At 45.6% G+C, this 18341-nt stretch carries 12 protein-coding genes and 1 riboswitch; of the genes, 3 read left to right on the top strand and 9 right to left on the bottom strand.

Features of this window, described 5'->3' with window-relative positions; genetic code table 11:
- The 9 genes from CI595_RS15190 to CI595_RS15150 all read right to left on the bottom strand — a co-directional run bounded on the left by CI595_RS15190 (window position 1) and on the right by CI595_RS15150 (window position 14796).
- Window positions 1-5241, bottom strand: a complete 5241-nt coding sequence (locus CI595_RS15190; protein ID WP_095174483.1) for an AAA family ATPase — start codon at window positions 5239-5241, stop codon at window positions 1-3.
- 78 nt (window positions 5242-5319) lie between these two features.
- Window positions 5320-5844 (bottom strand): hypothetical protein, encoded by a 525-nt coding sequence (locus tag CI595_RS15185; protein ID WP_095174482.1) that lies wholly within the window; start codon window positions 5842-5844, stop codon window positions 5320-5322.
- A 147-nt stretch (window positions 5845-5991) separates the two neighbouring features.
- Window positions 5992-6178: riboswitch (cobalamin riboswitch) on the bottom strand.
- 611 nt (window positions 6179-6789) lie between these two features.
- On the bottom strand, window positions 6790-7602 hold the full coding sequence (locus tag CI595_RS15180; RefSeq protein ID WP_095174481.1) for a leucine-rich repeat domain-containing protein: 813 nt from the start codon (window positions 7600-7602) through the stop codon (window positions 6790-6792).
- Window positions 7603-7673: 71 nt separating this feature from the next.
- Complete coding sequence (locus CI595_RS15175; protein WP_095174480.1) at window positions 7674-8513, bottom strand: helix-turn-helix domain-containing protein; 840 nt, start codon at window positions 8511-8513, stop codon at window positions 7674-7676.
- Between the two features lie 152 nt (window positions 8514-8665).
- Window positions 8666-9958: a UDP-N-acetylglucosamine 1-carboxyvinyltransferase gene (locus tag CI595_RS15170; RefSeq protein ID WP_095174479.1), complete on the bottom strand. Its 1293-nt coding sequence runs from the start codon at window positions 9956-9958 to the stop codon at window positions 8666-8668.
- A 387-nt stretch (window positions 9959-10345) separates the two neighbouring features.
- Window positions 10346-10852: a shikimate kinase gene (locus CI595_RS15165; protein ID WP_095174478.1), complete on the bottom strand. Its 507-nt coding sequence runs from the start codon at window positions 10850-10852 to the stop codon at window positions 10346-10348.
- Window positions 10849-11433 carry a flavin reductase family protein gene (locus CI595_RS15160; RefSeq protein ID WP_095174477.1) on the bottom strand — a complete coding sequence of 195 codons (585 nt, stop codon included), beginning with the start codon at window positions 11431-11433 and terminating at the stop codon, window positions 10849-10851. The genes CI595_RS15165 and CI595_RS15160 overlap by 4 nt, the downstream gene beginning before the upstream one ends.
- A 166-nt stretch (window positions 11434-11599) precedes the next feature.
- Window positions 11600-13108, bottom strand: coding sequence for a glycoside hydrolase family 31 protein (locus CI595_RS15155; RefSeq protein WP_095174476.1), 1509 nt, complete (start codon window positions 13106-13108; stop codon window positions 11600-11602).
- A 32-nt stretch (window positions 13109-13140) separates the two neighbouring features.
- Window positions 13141-14796 (bottom strand): putative manganese-dependent inorganic diphosphatase, encoded by a 1656-nt coding sequence (locus CI595_RS15150; protein ID WP_095174475.1) that lies wholly within the window; start codon window positions 14794-14796, stop codon window positions 13141-13143.
- 900 nt (window positions 14797-15696) lie between these two features.
- On the opposite strand from CI595_RS15150, the gene CI595_RS15145 reads away from it, so the two are divergent.
- The 3 genes from CI595_RS15145 (at window position 15697) to CI595_RS15135 (ending at window position 18289) form a co-directional block, all read left to right on the top strand.
- Window positions 15697-16401: a S1 RNA-binding domain-containing protein gene (locus CI595_RS15145; RefSeq protein WP_095174474.1), complete on the top strand. Its 705-nt coding sequence runs from the start codon at window positions 15697-15699 to the stop codon at window positions 16399-16401.
- A 17-nt stretch (window positions 16402-16418) separates the two neighbouring features.
- Entirely contained in the window at window positions 16419-17477 is a 1059-nt protein-coding gene (locus tag CI595_RS15140) for a PTS sugar transporter subunit IIC (protein WP_187144030.1), read from the top strand.
- A 158-nt stretch (window positions 17478-17635) separates the two neighbouring features.
- Entirely contained in the window at window positions 17636-18289 is a 654-nt protein-coding gene (locus CI595_RS15135; protein WP_065543968.1) for a GTP pyrophosphokinase, read from the top strand.
- Window positions 18290-18341 lie beyond the last annotated feature (52 nt).

Here is an 18341-nt window from a genome sequence, read left to right as displayed (position 1 = left end):
TTATCTGTTGTTTTCTCTCTTTTTTTTCAGGCATGCCAGAAGGATACAGCCGCCTGCCAATACCAGAAGGCTCATGGCATCCATATAATAAGCCAGCATATCCCCCGTCTTGGGCACACCGGTGCTTCCGCCTGTGGTGGTTGATTTATTTCCGCTTCCGGATGCATTATTGTTTGCATTTCCTGAGGTTGTTTTATTTCCGGTTCCCGAATTGCTGCCGTTTCCGCTACCATCCGTATTGTTATTTTTGTTGTCATCACCATTGTCTGTTTCAGACGATGATTTAACTTCTCCCACTGCAAATGCTGACAGACTTTTAACTGTAAATGTCAAGTCATTACCATCTGCCTTGCAGTCCAGATATTCTACGGTGCCATCTTCCAACAGGTGTGCAAGCACTATGGTCTTACCGGTAAGATCAGTCCCTGTGTGCACAACAAAGGTCAATCCTCCGTTTAAAGTGAAATCTTCTTTCGTTCCATCGGCAAGCACTCGGTATGCTCTTATTTCAAACACTTTCATTACAGAAGCTTTCTTATCTGTATCCAACTTTCCGCTGAGAGTTGTGTAGGCGCTGTCGGACTGTGCCACAGATTCCACATCGAGGATTACATCCCACGGAATGTTCCCTTTAAACGTGGCAAGACCATTCTCTGAAGATGCCTTTGTCTTAACCTGAGATATTTTACTCTTCAGGGCCTCCATATTCTCTAGGGCATCACTTGGTATAAGTGCCTGCTCAGCCGGAGTCAGAGCATCGTATGCATCCTGCGCTTTTTTTAGTGCTGTGATGATTTCTTCAGATGTAAGCTCGTATGCATCCTCATCCACAGCATCCGCTATCATTTTAAGTACGTTTTCTGCATTAGCCGCTGCTTTTTCATAATTCTGTACCAGCGCTTCCGCAGTTTCCCATGTGCCAATATTATTTACATATTCTTTTGCCTGCTCACTCAGGGCTTCATAAGCTTTATCAATCTCTATCAGTGCTGTCTTCACATCATCAAGATTATCGGCTGTCACTTCAGACGGCAGTTTTTCAATCATGGCATCCACCGCCGCCGCCTGGGTAAGGTCCTCATTTACCCGGTTGATCTGCTCTTTTATAACAGCCATTTTGTCAGCAAGTTTTGTACCGTCGTCCCAGACTATACTGTCAAGATACGTTTGTGCTTCTTCGTTTGCCTCATATTTTGTAAGCAGATCTCCGGCCTCTCCCAGGTTATATTTTGTAACCGGAAGTTCAAAAGCCCCAATCCGGGAAACAATGGGTGCCAGAACTTCTGCCACATATCCCTCATACTGCTCTGCAATCATATTTAATGCCATTAATTTTTCATATGCATCGGGATTTTCATTTTCAAATATTTTCTGCTGTGCAGCATCCATCTGCTGATATGTACTGACTGCATCAGCAATTGCTTGCAGGGTCTCCTCCGTAACCTGGATATCGGAGCCGTCCGGTTTTGTCCCTTCCAGCTCCTCCGGCAATGGAAGATTTTCGATTTTGCTCAGGAGATTATCTTTCGCCAGTGTCTCCAATTTCTTCTCGGCCTCCACAAGGAGATCATAATTGCTTACCTGTGCCCGAAGATCGTCTGAAGATAACTTATCATACAAACTGCGCACATTTCTCACAAACTCCTGATCCTCCAGTGTAACGTCATCCAAGTTTTCCAGCTTCGCAATGTTATCAATAACCTCTTTTACGGCTGCCGCATCTTTCTTTGCCTGGTCAAGTGCGGTATAGACGGTCTCCAGTTTCTCTGACAATTCCGGATTTACCATTGCTTTTTGGTCAGATGTAAGCAAATTGTAATTACTGTATGCCTCCAGAATCGCAGCTTCCTGTTCCGCTGTTATGTCATCGGGAGCAGGCAGTGCAGTGATCATATCTTCCACACTCTTAACTGCTTTCAGGTCTTTTATTGTTTTTTCTGCCTGTACAAGAGCGGATGCGTTATTAACCTTTGATCTCAAATCATCTGTCATTGCATCATAAGAAGTACGGATGCGCTCCACGGTGTCTGCGTCATTCAGCGTGATCTCGGCTGGCAGTTCTGCAATAGCAGACATTACATCATAAACCTTTCTGCTGTCCATCAGTATTTGGTACTTGTCCATAAATGCCTGTTCTTCTTTGAAAGCGGCATCTAAAGTGTTGTACGCACTTTCTGCCTCCTGGATGGACTGACCGCTTTCCAGTGTTATTTCTCCAATCGCATCCACCAAACCGGAGAAACCCAGATAAGCTTCTGCCTTTTTCAAAATATCCCGGTTCGTGACATAACCCTGAAGTTTTGCCTTCAATTCTGCATCATCACCGCCAAGGGAGGCATATGCATTTCCGGCTTCCTGAACAGCTTCTTTTGTTATGGTATTTAAGTCTTCCAGCTTGCTGATAGATTCGATCACGGCATCTATCTGCACAGATTCATCGTAGGTGCAGACCCTTACCTGAGGCTGTCCTACCAATGTGTGATCTATATCTGCGATAGCTTCATACAATGCATAATAATAACTTCCCAATCCCTGTGTATTGTCCGGATTTTGGTTTATAGCATCTGCTGCACTTTTGAGGGCCATATTTAATGCTTCTCGTTTTTGTTCATCTTTTATACTGCTTCCATCCTCGCCATAGCAATCCGAACCAATATCTATCAGAGTATTATATTTGTCAATGGTCAGTACATATCTTTTCCATACATTATCGCCATGCATGGTATCTCCCAGCCCTATGATTGCATCCTTTGCCCACATGGACTGCGTCTGGCTTATATCATACCAAAAAGATCCATCCTCCAACTGATATCTCTGGAGCGCCTTTAATGGTGTAATTGTATCGCTTACTGCAAAAACTTTTTCAATATCTATTCCTGCTGCTGCCATTCCTTCAAGTACACATCCGTGAGATATGGTATTCGCATACTTATACCAGAAGTTGTAAAACATTCCGGCTTCGTCTCCCTCGGTAATCAGTGTCGAACGGAATCCTTCTACCAGCGATGCCAGCTTTGTCGGGGACACCAAATCTGCCACAGCCCCCAATGCCCATGCACGCATGTCCAGATCAAAGGTATCTGAGGCAGCCAGTCCCACTACATCATTTACCAATCCATCCGGTATATTGGCGCCTGCTGCTCTCAGTCCCATTAATGCCCATATTGTATTTGCATAAGGCCCCGTCCAGTTCTTTTCCAAATGTTCAACCAGATTATTTCCCTTATCATCGTTATAATTATAGGGATTTTCACCCGTTATGATCAACTGGAGAATTGTCCTGGCATAATCCGTTGGCTGATTATATGTATTTTTGTTCACATCATTAACAGCCGCACCATCTAAATTATTATTTTCCTCTGTAGCTGTTGCACTTGCCATAAATATGGGCCAGGAACCAGCCAAATTCTTTTTATCCTTTTCCGGGCGGTCATACCAGCCTTCCAGTATATCTTTTGCCAGAGATTTTGTTTCATCTGATATAGAATAATATGGAAGTGTGCCATCCTGCTTTTGGTGAAGGAAAATATATAATGTTGAATTTAATCCATCTTCTGCAGTGACTTCCAGCCGGGTGATATCATCTGCATTTACCGTTACCGCGCTGCCTTCTATCTCCTCTCCATTTACGGTACAAGAGGCATTATCTGATATTTGTATATCTTCAAATGTCAGCGGACCATCGTCAGAATCAAGTTCAAGTATAAAGCTTTTTTCTCCGCTTTTTAGTTGTTCATCCAGGGAATCCACAGAACCGCCCTTTATAGCCAGAGAATTTAATACACATTCACTTGATTTACGCATTACCCTTATTTTATGTGTCTCTTTGCTTTTTCCATCCGGCGCCGTAACTTCAACTTTAATTATTTTATTTTCATTCTCATCTGTTTCAATACTGGGGTCCTCTAAATTAATCCCATAGTAATTACCGCATTCCCCCTTACCGTCGTCAAAATATCCGCCTTCGCTCTTCTCATTGCCAATGACATTTACCTGTGCTCCGGCAGATGAAGGAAGGATACCTAAAAGCAGCTTATTATTTTTTGACGTTTTAGGAATATTGAGAATATAATCACCCGTATCCTTATCTAAGGCTGCCTTATATTCTATGGGAAATACATAATTTTCCGGAAAAGATACCGGTTTTATTTCAGATATACTTGTATCACTGCTTTGTACTGTTTCCGTCTCCTCCCCATCCCAATAAAAGATGTAAGGTATATTAAGTACATATCTCTCTTTTAAATTATCTGATTTGTCTAACCCGGGTATGTTAATGTCTGTATCCAGGATTTTCATTACCGGAGGCATTGTGCTCCAATCTATATCCATGCCTATAGGCGGTACGCCTATCATAAATGACAGATTGACTACATTCAATCCTTTATGTGCCTGTATTGCCGGACTGCTATACTTTCCCTGATAAATATTGCTATTCACATCAAACCGCTGAAATGAACTGCCGTTTACAGAGATATAGTTATTTCCTATACCCATCCAATAAAAACAACTTTTTGTAATGGCACTAAAATTTATCGTCTCCATTTTGTTTTGCTGTCTGTTAACCACTATAGAAAAATCATTCACATTGTCCGGTATTACGGCATAATGATATTTACTGTCAGAGGTGTTTATCATCTCTGTGTCCCCTGACAGGATCTCTCCTGTCTCATTATTATTCACACCTACATATTCAACTAATATGGGAAACCCGGAATTTTCATCAAAAGATGTCTGCTTATCATCTAATACAGCAATATATTCATTTTCCTTCCCGTCCTGGCTCTCCGTTTTAATATCAAAATAAAATGCGCCCACTATTGCTGTTCCAAAGTACATCTGGCTATTACTCATAATATTAGAATACGTTATGGTAAAATGAGTCTTGCCATCCACCACTTTATTTTCTATTGTTTTATCTGAACTATGAAACATAGTACCGGCTTCATTATAAATATCTAACGAACTAAATACCTCAGAAACTTTATTCTCAGAATCTGTAAGAATACCTTCTATGATTACCTTATCCCCGCCGGAAAATCGCTGAAAACCTCCATCACCTACATATATACTTGAATTATCCTCAGATGGCTGTAATTCAATCTCTTGATTTCCTATTTTTATACTCATTTGTATCAGGCCTTTATCTTCTGCAGCATGTGCAGCCCATACATTGGTCACATCAAATCCAAACAGTGATATTAAAAATATAAAACTTAAAATTTTTAATATTTTTTTCATAATCTTCCTCCAGAATATATTCGTTCATCCAAAAACAGGACGGTATAAAAATACCGCCCTGTCCTCTAAAATAGCTTTTTATTTAGAAGCTGTTTTTGGATAATAATAGTTAGCATAGCTGAGTTTAACGCTGGAACCATCATTGTTAATAGTATTCTGGCTCATATAATTATTTTCATTCAAAGGTGTCTTTCCATCTTCACCAGAATATGTCCAGCCAACACCATAGTATGCTGCGTCTGATTCGTAAGCTGCCCCCTGATAAAACAGGTTCGATTCCCCAGTTCCGCCAATATACAGTCCATCTATTGCATTATATGTGATTGTTGGATCCTGCCAATCCGGCACCACCTTCCAGTATCCCTGGGTAATATTAAGATTTAATTTTGGTAAAGCTTCTTTTACAATTGTCTCAACATCTGTTCCAGGTGCCACATAAACTGTGGTTTTTCCAGACAGAGCAGGATGCGTACCGTCCGCTACTGCGTTCAATGTTACCGTTACCGAAACATCGGTATCAGCCGCAAATGCACTGATGCTCATCGACAGCACCATCACCATTGCCAATACAATACCTAAAAACCGTTTCATACCTTTTTTCATTTTGTTTCCTCCTTATGATATTTTTTGTTTTGCCTTCCGGCAGTATCTATCATAACAAGACTGGGCCCCCGCCTTGTCATAATCTATTAAGTTTTTAAAAAATGGCACAAAAAATACACGTCCGTCATGCCTTCGGACACTGCAAAATATAATTTCCGCTTCCATGTTTGTATTCTGACTTGGGTTCGTCCTACTAAAAGCGCCTTCCCAGGAAGTTTCCCAGTGGCATAAGTGCTTCTTTCGTCCCCCTCACAGCAGGGATGTTCTGCCCGGATTCTCACCGGATTCCTTTAAACAGGGTATTAAACCCTGACCACAGAAGTTATATGTATTTTTAATAGATACAGAAAGTGTACAAATGTAATGCCACACACTTTCTATAAAAAAATAAAACGCCTCCCCTCACTATACAGGAAGACGTCCTTCATTCATGATAGACATACCCGGACTGCTCCCTTGTATTAAACAGGTCAACAGCGGGTACTGACTTTGTATACAGCAGATTTTCATCTGTTCCGGAATTTCACCGGATTTCCCATTATTATTTTGACAATTAATTATCAAAATAAACTGTAATCTTTTTTCTGTATTCTCAACATGGCTTTATTCTATCTCATTTGGTATATTTTGTCAATATATCCGTAGGATTTTTTCATACTTTGTAAATATTGTGGTTGCTGTTCACAGGCCACTGTACCGGGAGGCGTTTTCCCAAAGGGATGCTGCGCGATGCGTAGCAGAATCCCGAGTTGGCCAGCGCCAAAATGCAATTCATTTCATTTTGTACCCTAAAGGAGAACTGTGCATCCCAAAGCGTGTTACTGTGCACAGAATTACCTTTTTAGTATACTATGAGCGGTAACATATTGTGTAACAGTTCAGGCAGGTCTGTACATTTACTGCGCTGACCGTATAATCATGCGGCGCCGGCAGACATGCAGTCCATCAATCATTCCCCGTATACTCTACCTGAACACCATACCGGGCTGCATAAGATTCCATTTTGCTTCCCCGGGGGCAGCGAATGATACAGTTCTTATTGGTCAGCCATTCCCCAATCTCTCTTGGATCGTGGCGAATCTCCAGCACCTTCAGATTATTACATCCGTGAAACGCCCACTTGCCGATTTTCTGTACAGAAGGTGGTATAAACACATATTCCAGCTTTTTGCATTTGAGAAATGCACTTTCGCCGATGTATTCCAGATGTTCCGGAAAATGGATGGCCTTAAATCCGCACTGATAAAATGCCTGGTCCTCTATCCTGTGAAGCCGCTTGGGGAATTCTATGGATTCCAGTGACTCACATTTATAGAAAGCCTGCTCCCCGATGGTCCACAGCATCTCCGGAAGCGTAACCTCCTTAAGTGCCCGACAGTTTGCAAATGTCATGGCCGGGAGTACCCGGCAGCTCCCCAGCGGGTCAAACAGGGCGCACTCCAGCCGCTTACACCCGCTAAAGACCCCCTTGCCCAGTTCCCTCAATGTTTTGGGCAGCTTTATCTCCCTCAGATTGCTGCAGTTGCCAAATGCATTCTTCCTGATCATACCTACTCTTGGCAGCTCTGCATACCTGAGAGCCGTACAGTTATAAAATGCCTCTGTGCCCACAACCCGGACAGCAGAAAGCTCTATATGCTTTATTTTTATATTATTTTTGAGAACATTTACCCCCAGCTCCTGGTAGCATACGGGTATCCTCATGTCTTCCTCCGCCGCCTGAATGGCAGTTTTTCGTTCCAGTACACTGTATTCCATTATCTTTCACTCCTGCTTTGCATATGTGACATTATAACATAGAGCGGGCGGTTTTTAATTGTCCAAATTGGTTATCTTAAAGGAAGATAGACAGACACCTTATTTCCATGGTATCTCTCAAATGTAAATCCCATCCTGTCCACGATCACATCATTTGCAGGCACCCATTTGTTAAATATGTATTTGCAGAGATATCTAACTGTCTCTGCCAGCTCTTTTTTGTCGGAATCCTGCTTTGTCTCAAATACAGCGTAATGCCGCCCCGGCATGGTCACCGGTATAAATCCCAGGGGTACGCAGGTCACTTTTTTCACAACAGGTCCCATCAGGTATGTTATCTCCTGACTGTCCGGAGGATGGTACCACATGGCTATGTGATCATCCTTAAAAGTCTCCATTTCGGCAAGAACGGCAGGGTCCGTCTCAGGAAATTCATGGTCCAGCCAATAGGCCACTTCCTCCAGCAGGTCTGTATCTGCTCCGCCCTCCGGAATCACGGATTTGCCCACCACCCGGATCTGTGGGGTATCCAGGAATGAAATACGGATCTTATTTCTGTCATACTCCGGTTCCGGCAGTACGTCCAGCCTTATATTATCCTGCTTTTTCAGCTCACTGGCAGGAAACCCAAACTCCTTTTTAAATGCTTTGGCAAATCCTGCTGCAGTCTCGAAACCATACAGCGGTGCAATATCTACGATCTGCCCCCCGTCCCCTATCCTTTTCGCTGCCTGTAAAAGCCGTCTTCTCCGGATATATTCACCCAGAGGCGTATCATAATACATGCGGAACAAATGACGGAAATGGTCTATGGAGTATCCAAACGCTTCCGCAAAATCTTCCTGCCTGTACTCCATCCCCAAATGGGCCTCTATATATGCCAGTATCTTGTCTTCCGTAAGCTTTTTCATATGTACCCTCACTCCCAAACGGCTCTTCACAACCGTATCTTTTCCCCAAAACGGCAAGCCCAGGCTGGAATATCTGTAAGCTTTTTCGACAAATTACGACAAAAATAGGATGTCGCACGTGCTGCACGGCATCCCATATTTTTCATTTGTTATCAGCCTACACGGAGCTGGAATTTCTGTATTTCCTTCTCACTGGACACCTTCTCGATCTCGGCTCCCAGATTTCTTAATTTCTCTTCAAAGCGCTCATATCCCCTCTGGATATAAACAATATCATCCACAATAGTAAGGCCATCCGCTGCCAACCCTGCAATAACAAGAGCTGCTCCTGCACGCAGATCGGGCGCACTCACCCTTGCACCGGTCAGCTTCTGTACCCCATCTATAATAGCTGTATTACTCTCCACCTTGATATTGGCCCCCATTCGGGACAGCTCATCCGCATATTTAAAACGGTTCTCAAAAATGGACTCTGTTACAATGCTTGTCCCCTCCGCCAGGGTCAGTGCCACTGTAAACTGGGGCTGCATGTCAGTGGGATAGCCGGGATAAGGCATAGTCTTAACATGGGTGCGTTTCAGGCGTTTGGAAGCCACAACGCGGACAGCGTCGTCAAACTCCTCCACCTCACATCCAATCTCTTCTAACTTGGCAGTGGTAGCCTCCAGATGCTTGGGAATCACGTTCTTCACCATGATATCCCCCATGGTCGCTGCTGCTGCGCACATGAAAGTACCCGCCTCAATCTGATCCGGGATGATGGAATAACTGGTGCCGTGAAGCTTCTCCACGCCTTTAATACGGATAACATCCGTACCGGCGCCTTTGATGTTGGCACCCATACTGTTCAAAAAGTTGGCTACATCCACCACGTGAGGCTCTCTGGCCGCGTTCTCAATGGTGGTATTGCCGTCTGCCATGGCTGCTGCCATCATGATATTGATGGTTGCGCCCACAGATACCATGTCCAGGAAGATATGCTTTCCTGTCAGCTTCTCCGCTTTGGCTACAACTGCGCCGTGCAGAATATCAACAGACGCACCAAGAGCCCGGAAACCCTTCAGATGCTGGTCAATGGGCCTGCTTCCGATGTTACAGCCTCCGGGAAGAGGAACTTCCGCTGTCTTGTATTTTCCCAGTAATGCGCCCAGCAGATAGTAGGACGCTCTGATCTTCTTGATATATTCATATTCCACACTGATGTTGGCTATGGTGGAACCTGTGATCTTCACCTCTGTGGGGCTGACCCGCTCAACAGATGCGCCGATCTCCCTGATTGCCTCTAATAAAACATTGATGTCACGTACGTCCGGTAAATTCTCGATGTAAACCATTTCGTCCGTCATGATTGCCGCCGCAAGGATGGCCAGTGCCGCATTCTTCGCGCCGCCGATCTCTACTTCGCCGACTAACGGGTTACCGCCTTTGATAACATATTGTTCCATATTCACACCTCTATATTTTATTTATGCTCCCCGCCGGTATACTCGGTACCAGAAAACATAATCTCGTCTTCAAATTTACATGTAACTGTTCAGTACCTTCACAGTTACGGGCTATGATCCGTGCAGAACCGCCTTTGGCGATAGGACCTTTACCCGGCTGCTGAACGTTTTCTTACGGTCAGTGCAGTAAATGCGCAGACCTGCTGAATAGTAACATTTACTTTATCTCTTCCCGAATAAAAGACAGACTTCCCGGCAGGTAATTTATTTGTCTTCCTGCTAAGATAGTCTACGACTTAAATATTATATTATAACAGATAAAGCAATTTGTAAACAAAAATTAATATTTTCATCTTTTCTTCATAAACCGACACTTTTTATTCTCTGTCACTGTTTCAGTCTCTCTACTATTTTCTGTAAAGTTTCCTCCACGTCCAGATTTTTCTCATCAACCGTGATATCCGCATATTTTTCGTACAATGGTATGCGTTCATCGTAAAGACCTCTCAGGTCCTGACCGTCCTTTAAGACAACGCCCCGCCCCTTCAAATTACAGAGACGTTTGTCAAGGGTATCATAATCCAGTTTCAAATATACAATCTGCCCTGTCCCGGACAGGTGCTGCATGGCCTGTTCACAGTACACCACGCTCCCTCCTGTGGCGATCACTGCTTTCTTTGCCTCCTCAGCAACCTGTATATTTGCCTTTTCCTCCGCTTTCAGGAATCCTTCCAGCCCGTCCTGGGCGATGATCTCACGGAGCAGCCGGTTCTCCCTTTCCTGGATCACCAGGTCCGCATCTATGAACTGATAGCCCAGTACCTTTGCCAGAATGACTCCCACTGTACTTTTGCCCACGCCGGGCATTCCGATCAATACTATGTTTCTTTTCATTTTCTGCTTTTCTTCTTTCTGCGCTTCTTAATACTGTAGCCAAAGGTGCCCAGCTTTTTCCCCAGACCATAGTATTCCCCGTGGGAATAAACTATGGGGTTTGCAAGAGCCAGGTTAAATTTCCCCTTCTCATCCATGTATTCTTTATCCACATGTACTGCCAGCACGTCTGCAAGGAACATGCTGTGGCTTCCGTACTCCGTAATTTCCTTCACCCGGCACTCTATGGAGACCGGAGATTCTTTTATCATAGGGGCACCCACATGGGAAGCCTCCTCCCTGGAAAGTCCGGTCATTTTGAACTTGTCCACGTCCTTTCCCGATCTTACCCCGCAGTAATCTGTGGCAAATGCCAGCTTTTCCGTGGTCAGATTTATGACAAACTCCCTGGTGCTGCAGAGCATTTTATAAGAATAACGCTCCGGCCTTACGGAGATGTATACCATGGGCGGATTGGTACAGACCGTCCCTGCCCATGCCACGGTGATAATATTGTCATGCCCTTCTTCATCCGCCACCGTCACCATGACAGCGGGGAGCGGATAAAGCATGTTTCCGGGCTTCCATTCTATTTTAGACATTTTGGTTCCTTTCTTCGTAACTATTCCGTAGGTCTGCGCATTCACTGCGCTGACCCTAAGAAAGTGTTCCACGGCCAAGCAAAAATCCCATCGCCAAAGGCGATTCTGCATGGATTTTTGCCTGTAACTGTGAAGGTACTGAACAGTTACCTTTCTTCAAAGGTTTTTATTCGCATTTTTCGAGTACGATCGGCACGCCCTCCTCAGGAGTCAGCTCCATGACATCCCCTTCGCTCTCGATCACAGTGCCCTGAAAACGCCATCTGCCCTTTGGCACAGCCACATTTCTGGAGGTCCTGCCTTTTTCACAGATAGGCGCCACTAAAATATCTTCCCCCAGCATAAACTGGTCATTCACTCTTTCATAACCGCCCTCCGGGAATTCATATGCCATATATCTGGCAACAGGCTCCCCCGTACGGGCCGCATGATGGGCCAGTTCCAGGATCTTTGGTGCGTAACGTTCTCTCAGTCTCACACTTTTCAGTATCTTGTCATAGCTTTCCTTCCCCAGCACCCTCCACGGCGCTGCAGAAAACTGCATGACAGGCAGAAGGCAGGCGATCTCACTGTGGCGGTTAAACAGCTCCTGGTCCAGATTCCCGCTGTTCTCCCGGAAATTCATATATTCCCCGCCTCCGATCATATCCGGACTTCCAAAAGGATGTCCCGTGATCCCCTGCATCAAAGTGTCAGGCACAAGTGCCCGGATACCCTCCTCCCCCCAATTGTGGGGCTTGTCACAGAGCCTCTGCATCAGAGCCATGCCCCCGGCCTTAAAGGCCATGCGCAGCTCATTAAAAACATATTTCTCCGCATAAGTACACCATAAGCGAGCCATCTCGTTAGGTGTGACACTCCCTGCGGTCATTATATCATCAGGATAATACAGCACATCCGCTCCGTCAAATTTAAAACCGTCCACGCCTATCTCCCTAAGGGCCTCCAACTGCTTGTCCAGCCATTCAACGGCAGCCGGGTTTGACAGATCCAGGGCAGCAGAATAACCGTTCCACCACTCTGTGATAAGAGGCTTCCCGTCCGGAACCTTGATCAGGATATCCATTTCTTTTGCTTGGCGGTACTGCAGGGTGTCCGGTGTGATATAAGGACAGATCCAAAGCATCACAGAGAATCCTTTGCTGTGAAGGGTTTTCAGCATCTCTTCGGCACGGGGGAACTTTTCTTTGCTGAATTCCCATTTTCCATAATAATCCGACCAGCCGTCATCAATCATCAGCACCCCTGCCGTCATCCCATTATCCAGAATACTGTCCGCATATTTTAGGATTGCCTCCTCATTCTGCCAAAAAGTAAGCTCTATCCAGGAGTTATAGACCGGATTCTTAAAGAATTCATCACTGGGTCCTTCTTTTCCGAACGGAAAGTGCTCCCTGCTGGCTGCCAGATATGCCCCTTTTAGGTTTACATAACCCTCCCGCAATTCCACATCCCGGTCAATTGCAATGTTTCCTCCCCCAAAATGAAGGAGAAAGCCCTCATCACACCAAAGATAACGGCCCTTTGTAGATACAAAAAAGGGCATTGCCTGATTCGTGCTGTCATTTCTGCGCAGATCGATATCCGCTTCACTGGAAGCGTCGTAGGGCTGCACATAAGAGCCGAACACATATCCGCCGTACCAGTATTCATTTTCCAATATTGAAAATACCATATTCTCCTCCTGACCACAGTACATTCCCAGTACTAATTATTCTGCTGCAGCGTACTGATAAGGGCAGGAATCAACTGTTTCTTCCTGGATACCACTCCCTGAAGAATATAGCCGCCCTCTTCCTCCTTCACGCCGAAAGCATCCTCCACCAGTTTTCCGCTTCCATCCCCGTAACATATGATCTCAGAGGATTCATCCAAAATATTGGTAAGCATGATAAATACCATCGTGATACCATTTTTGCCGCACTCTTTCTTCATAAACGGAATCAGGCGCTTTTTCAGATCCTGCAGCTCCTCCTCGTTCATAGAGCTTATCTGACCCACCCCGAAATTGGTATCATCCGCAGTAAATCGTTTAAAATCCTGATAGAAAATACCTTCCGTTGTCTTTCCCTTCAGGTTGCTTCCCGCTGTAAACATCTCTCTTGCAAACTCTTCTATATTGACGCCTGCAATAAGGGCCAGCGCCCCTGCTGCCATCTTATCCATATGCGTGCAGGTCGGAGAACGGAACATCAGCGTATCTGAGATAATAGCCGCGCAGAGAAGCCCTGCTATATTCGGCTGTATTTCCATAGCCTTTTCCGTATAGATCTGATACATGATCGTAGCGGTACACCCCACCGGCTGATTCCGGAACATAATAGGCGAAATCGTTTCCAGGGACCCCAATCTGTGGTGGTCAATGATTTCCAGAATATCTGCAGCGTCAATATTATCCACTGCCTGCGTCTTCTCATTATGGTCCACCAGGATCAGTTCCTTTTTCTTCATCCCCAGCAAATTCCTTCTGGAAACCGTTCCGATATACTTCCCATGCTTATTCACCACCGGGAATGCCCTGTGCCTGTTCTTAACCATCACATCCCTGATATCATCCGTAAAATCATCCGTCTGAAAAGTGATCAGATTATCCTTTTTCATAATATGTTTCACAGGAATACTCTGGTTGATCAGTCTTGCCACCGTAAAAGTATCCAGAGGCGAACGCACAATAACACAGTCATTCTTAAGTGCCGCATCCTTAATATTCTCCGCCACCTCAGCATTATTACAGACAACCACGCAGCTTACATTCTCACGGATCGCGCACAGATGGTCCTCATGCCTGTCTCCCAGGATCACCAGGTCATCCTCCTCCAGAAATTCCCCCAGTTTGTCCGGATGCGCAGCCCCGATAACCACCTTCCCCTTCACAAAATACCCATGAGGATTCCCTGTTACCACAGTCCCATCAACCGTATTGGCAATACTCCTGTACTGCGTTCTTGCATTTGACAAAAAATAGTTGTCATGGGCGTCCATATAAGACTTGGCAATATCCCCGGTAGTGATCAGTCCCTCAAGCTGTCCGTCCTCCTTTGTAATAGGCAGGGTCACGGCATTACTCTCCTTCATGATCGCCCAGGCATCTTTAATAGAAATACTGCTGGATACCCCGGGCGTCTCCCTGATCTCCATATCCTTCACCTGCGTACCCACATCTGCCAAATACCCCGGTGCCTCCATCCCAAAACGCTTCAGCACATACTCTGTCTCACTATTGATCTGTCCTGCCCGCTTTGCAAGATACCTTCTCCCATCACCCGAACGATTCTTAATATCCGCATAAGCGATCGCCGAGCAGATAGAATCCGTATCCGGATTTTTATGGCCCATTATATAGATCTTCCCTTGTTTTGCCATTCTCCGTTTCCTTTCCCTTACTTCTATATAATAATCACTTCATAACCGTTCCGTACCTTCACAGTTCCCGGCAAAAATCCATACACCTACGTCCCGGAGCATACCTACAGCCACATCCTCTCACACTCCGTTCCCCGAAATTCCCACCCGTCTGCAAAATACTACCCTACGACCAGCGCACCCAATGCCCCAATCTCCTGAACCGTTACATTATTTTCTACAAATCTTCCCACAACTATTCAGCCTTCCCACTTTCAGGAAACACTCTACCCTTATCCTAACACAACCATTCCATATCCTAACAGCCCCAAAAACCCCATACATCCTAGCCAACATCCTTCTCACTTGCCCGCAAAACACTACCTCACAACTACCACAATAAATACGCCACCCCACTGAATATTTACATCCTAACATACTTTTAAAAGAATATCAATTTCCCTCCCACTCCCCACCCAATTTTTCCTTTATCTTTTTTCCTTTATCTTTTTTCCTTTATCTTTTTTCCTTTATCTTTTTTTCCTTTATCTATTTTTCTTTATTTTTTTTCTTTTTTATCCCGTAGTGGGCAGAGAAAACCAGGAGAGGTATGGGAGAGGGCCGGGGGTGAGAACTGCCTGGGAGCGATGTTTCGTGGAGCGCCGCGGAGATCCACCTGCCCCATACACTTAATGAAGAGGCCTCTGCCGATGAATTTAGTGAATGGGAGCAGGTTAGCTCCGTGGCAGCGGAACGCATCGCTCCCAGGCAGTTCTCACCCCCGGCCCTCTCCCATACCTCTCCGTCCGCCTCTCCCGCCTCTCCCCGCTATTTTCTGCACACAATCATTGCAGCCCCTCCCCTTTCTGTGATATAATCGAAGGCAAAAGAATTTGCTAACCGACACAGGAGGGAAAAATCATGGCAGAAGAAATGAAAAACCAGGAAACTATGGACGACTTCGCAAAAGAGATCGACGCTTCTTTTGAAAGCTTCAGAGATGCAGATATGGACATCTGGGAAAAGCTGGAGAAAATGAAAGAGGACAAGACCGAATTTGACGTAACCATCGAAGGCATTGTAAAAGGCGGCGCTATCGCTTATGTGGAAGGCATCCGCGCTTTCATCCCCGTATCTAAACTGTCCCTGCAGTACGTGGAAGACCCGGAGGAGTTCCTGAAAAAGACTCTGACAGTCCGTGTCTTTGATGTAAACGAGGAGGAAAACAACCTGGTACTCTCTGCAAGGGAAGTCCTGAGAGAGAAAAGAGACGCTGAAAAACGTGAGAAGATCGCAGATATCAAAGTGGGTACAGTCCTGGACGGCACAGTTGAGACCCTGCAGAACTACGGCGCTTTCGTAGACCTGGGCGACGGTATCTCCGGCCTGGTCCACGTATCCCAGATCAGCCAGAAAAGAATCAAATCTCCAAAAGCCGTATTATCCGTAGGCGACAAAGTGACTGTAAAGGTGATCAAGAATGAAGACGGTAAAATCAGCCTCAGCATGAAAGCACTCCAGGAAGTTCCGGAGGAGAAAGATGAGTTTGAAGATATCGAGATCCCCAAAAGCGAAGAGCTGACAACAACACTTGGCTCCCTGTTTAAAAATATCAAACTGGATTAAGACAGGAGTACAGAACATTGAAAAAATTACTGAACCGCATTTTTGTGGACGGTTTAAGCGGCATGGCTTCCGGTCTTTTTGCCACGCTGATCATCGGCACCATCATCCAGCAGATCGGAAATCTCATTGGCGGAAACATCGGAACCCTGCTGTACCAGTTCGGCAAAATGGCTGCCGCCATGACAAGTGCCGGTATTGGTGTGGGTGTGGCATGCAGATTCAAAGAAGCGCCCCTGGTGGTTCTCTCTGCTGCCACCGCAGGCATGGTAGGCGGTTTTGCAGGCAAGATCACCGCAGGTGCCGTATTTGCTGAGGATGGCGCTGTGATCCTGTCCGGCCCGGGGGAACCTCTGGGTGCCTTTGTAGCCGCCTATGTAGCCATTGAACTGGCACGCCTGGTCGCTGGAAGGACCCGTCTGGATATTATCCTGGCGCCTCTGGTAGGCATCCTCTCCGGCTCCGCTGTGGGCATTCTGGTGGGACCGCCGATCAGCCGCATGATGACCCAGTTAGGCTCCCTGATCAACTGGGGAACCGAGCAGCAGCCACTTCTCATGGGCATTATTGTATCCGTCCTTATGGGAATGATACTGACGCTCCCCATAAGCTCCGCAGCCCTGGGTGTGATCTTGAATTTATCCGGCCTGGCAGCGGGTGCAGCTACCGTGGGATGCTGCTGCAACATGATAGGGTTTGCTGTGGCAAGCTTTAAGGAAAACGGAATTTCCGGCCTTTTAGCACAGGGGATCGGTACTTCCATGCTCCAGGTACCCAACATCGTAAGAAAACCGATCATCTGGCTGCCGGTTATTTTATCCAGCGCAATTCTGGGTCCAATCGGCACCATGGTATTTAAAATGACCAACAACGCCACCGGTTCCGGTATGGGGACCGCGGGTCTTGTAGGCCAGATCATGACCTGGCAGACCATGGTTCCCGCAGAGGGTGCTGTGCTCGTAATGGTAAAGATCATACTGCTCCATTTCCTGCTTCCTGGACTTTTGTCTCTGTTCTTCTGCAACTGTATGCGGAAGCTGAACTGGATCAAAACCGGAGATATGAAACTGGAAGTGTAAAATATTGACAGACCTATAAAATTTTCATTAACAATCGTCAAAATTGTGACAATCTGACGCTTTTGTGATATACTTGATAAAAGTGGGAATGTTCCCGCCGGCAGTGAAAAGCACCTGTAAATGCACTGCCGTGAATCACGAAAGAGGATGTGAAAAGAATGAGCAGCGCCCTTCATATTACCAATTACGAGGACGTAAACAGCTGGGAAACTCTGATGTTCCTGTACAATGCCGCACTGAAGGAAGTGGGGACCAAGATTGATATTCTGAATGAAGAATTTCAGCACATCCACCGTTATAATCCGATTGAACATGTAAAATCCAGGATCAAAACTCCTGAGAGTATTGTAAAGAAACTGAGGAAGAACGGATATGATTCCAATATTGAAAACATGGTCAAGTATGTAAACGATATTGCAGGTATCCGGATCATTTGTTCTTTCACTTCAGATATTTACCGCATAGCCGACATGATTGCAAAGCAGACTGACCTGAAGATACTTTCCCTGAAGGACTACATAAAGAATCCCAAGGAAAGCGGTTATCAGAGTTATCATATGATTGTAACCGTCCCCATCTTCCTGTCAGACGGTGTAGTGGAGACCAAGGTGGAAATACAGATCCGCACCATCGCCCAGGATTTCTGGGCAAGCCTGGAGCACAAGATTTATTATAAATTTGAAGGAAATGCCCCGGATTATATAAGCAGTGAATTACAGGAATGTGCTAAAATAGCATCTCAGCTTGACCGACGCATGCTTTCCCTGAACGAGGCAATTCAGAAATGCAGCACCGGTTATGAAAACGAATAGACGTCCCGGCCGGCTTACACAGAACTCCGGCTGTTAAACAGGTAAGAAAGAG

Source organism: Blautia hominis (assembly GCA_002270465.1).
In the GTDB taxonomy this organism is placed as follows: Bacteria; Bacillota; Clostridia; order Lachnospirales; family Lachnospiraceae; genus Blautia; species Blautia hominis.
This window is presented reverse-complemented; position numbering and strand designations above follow the sequence as displayed.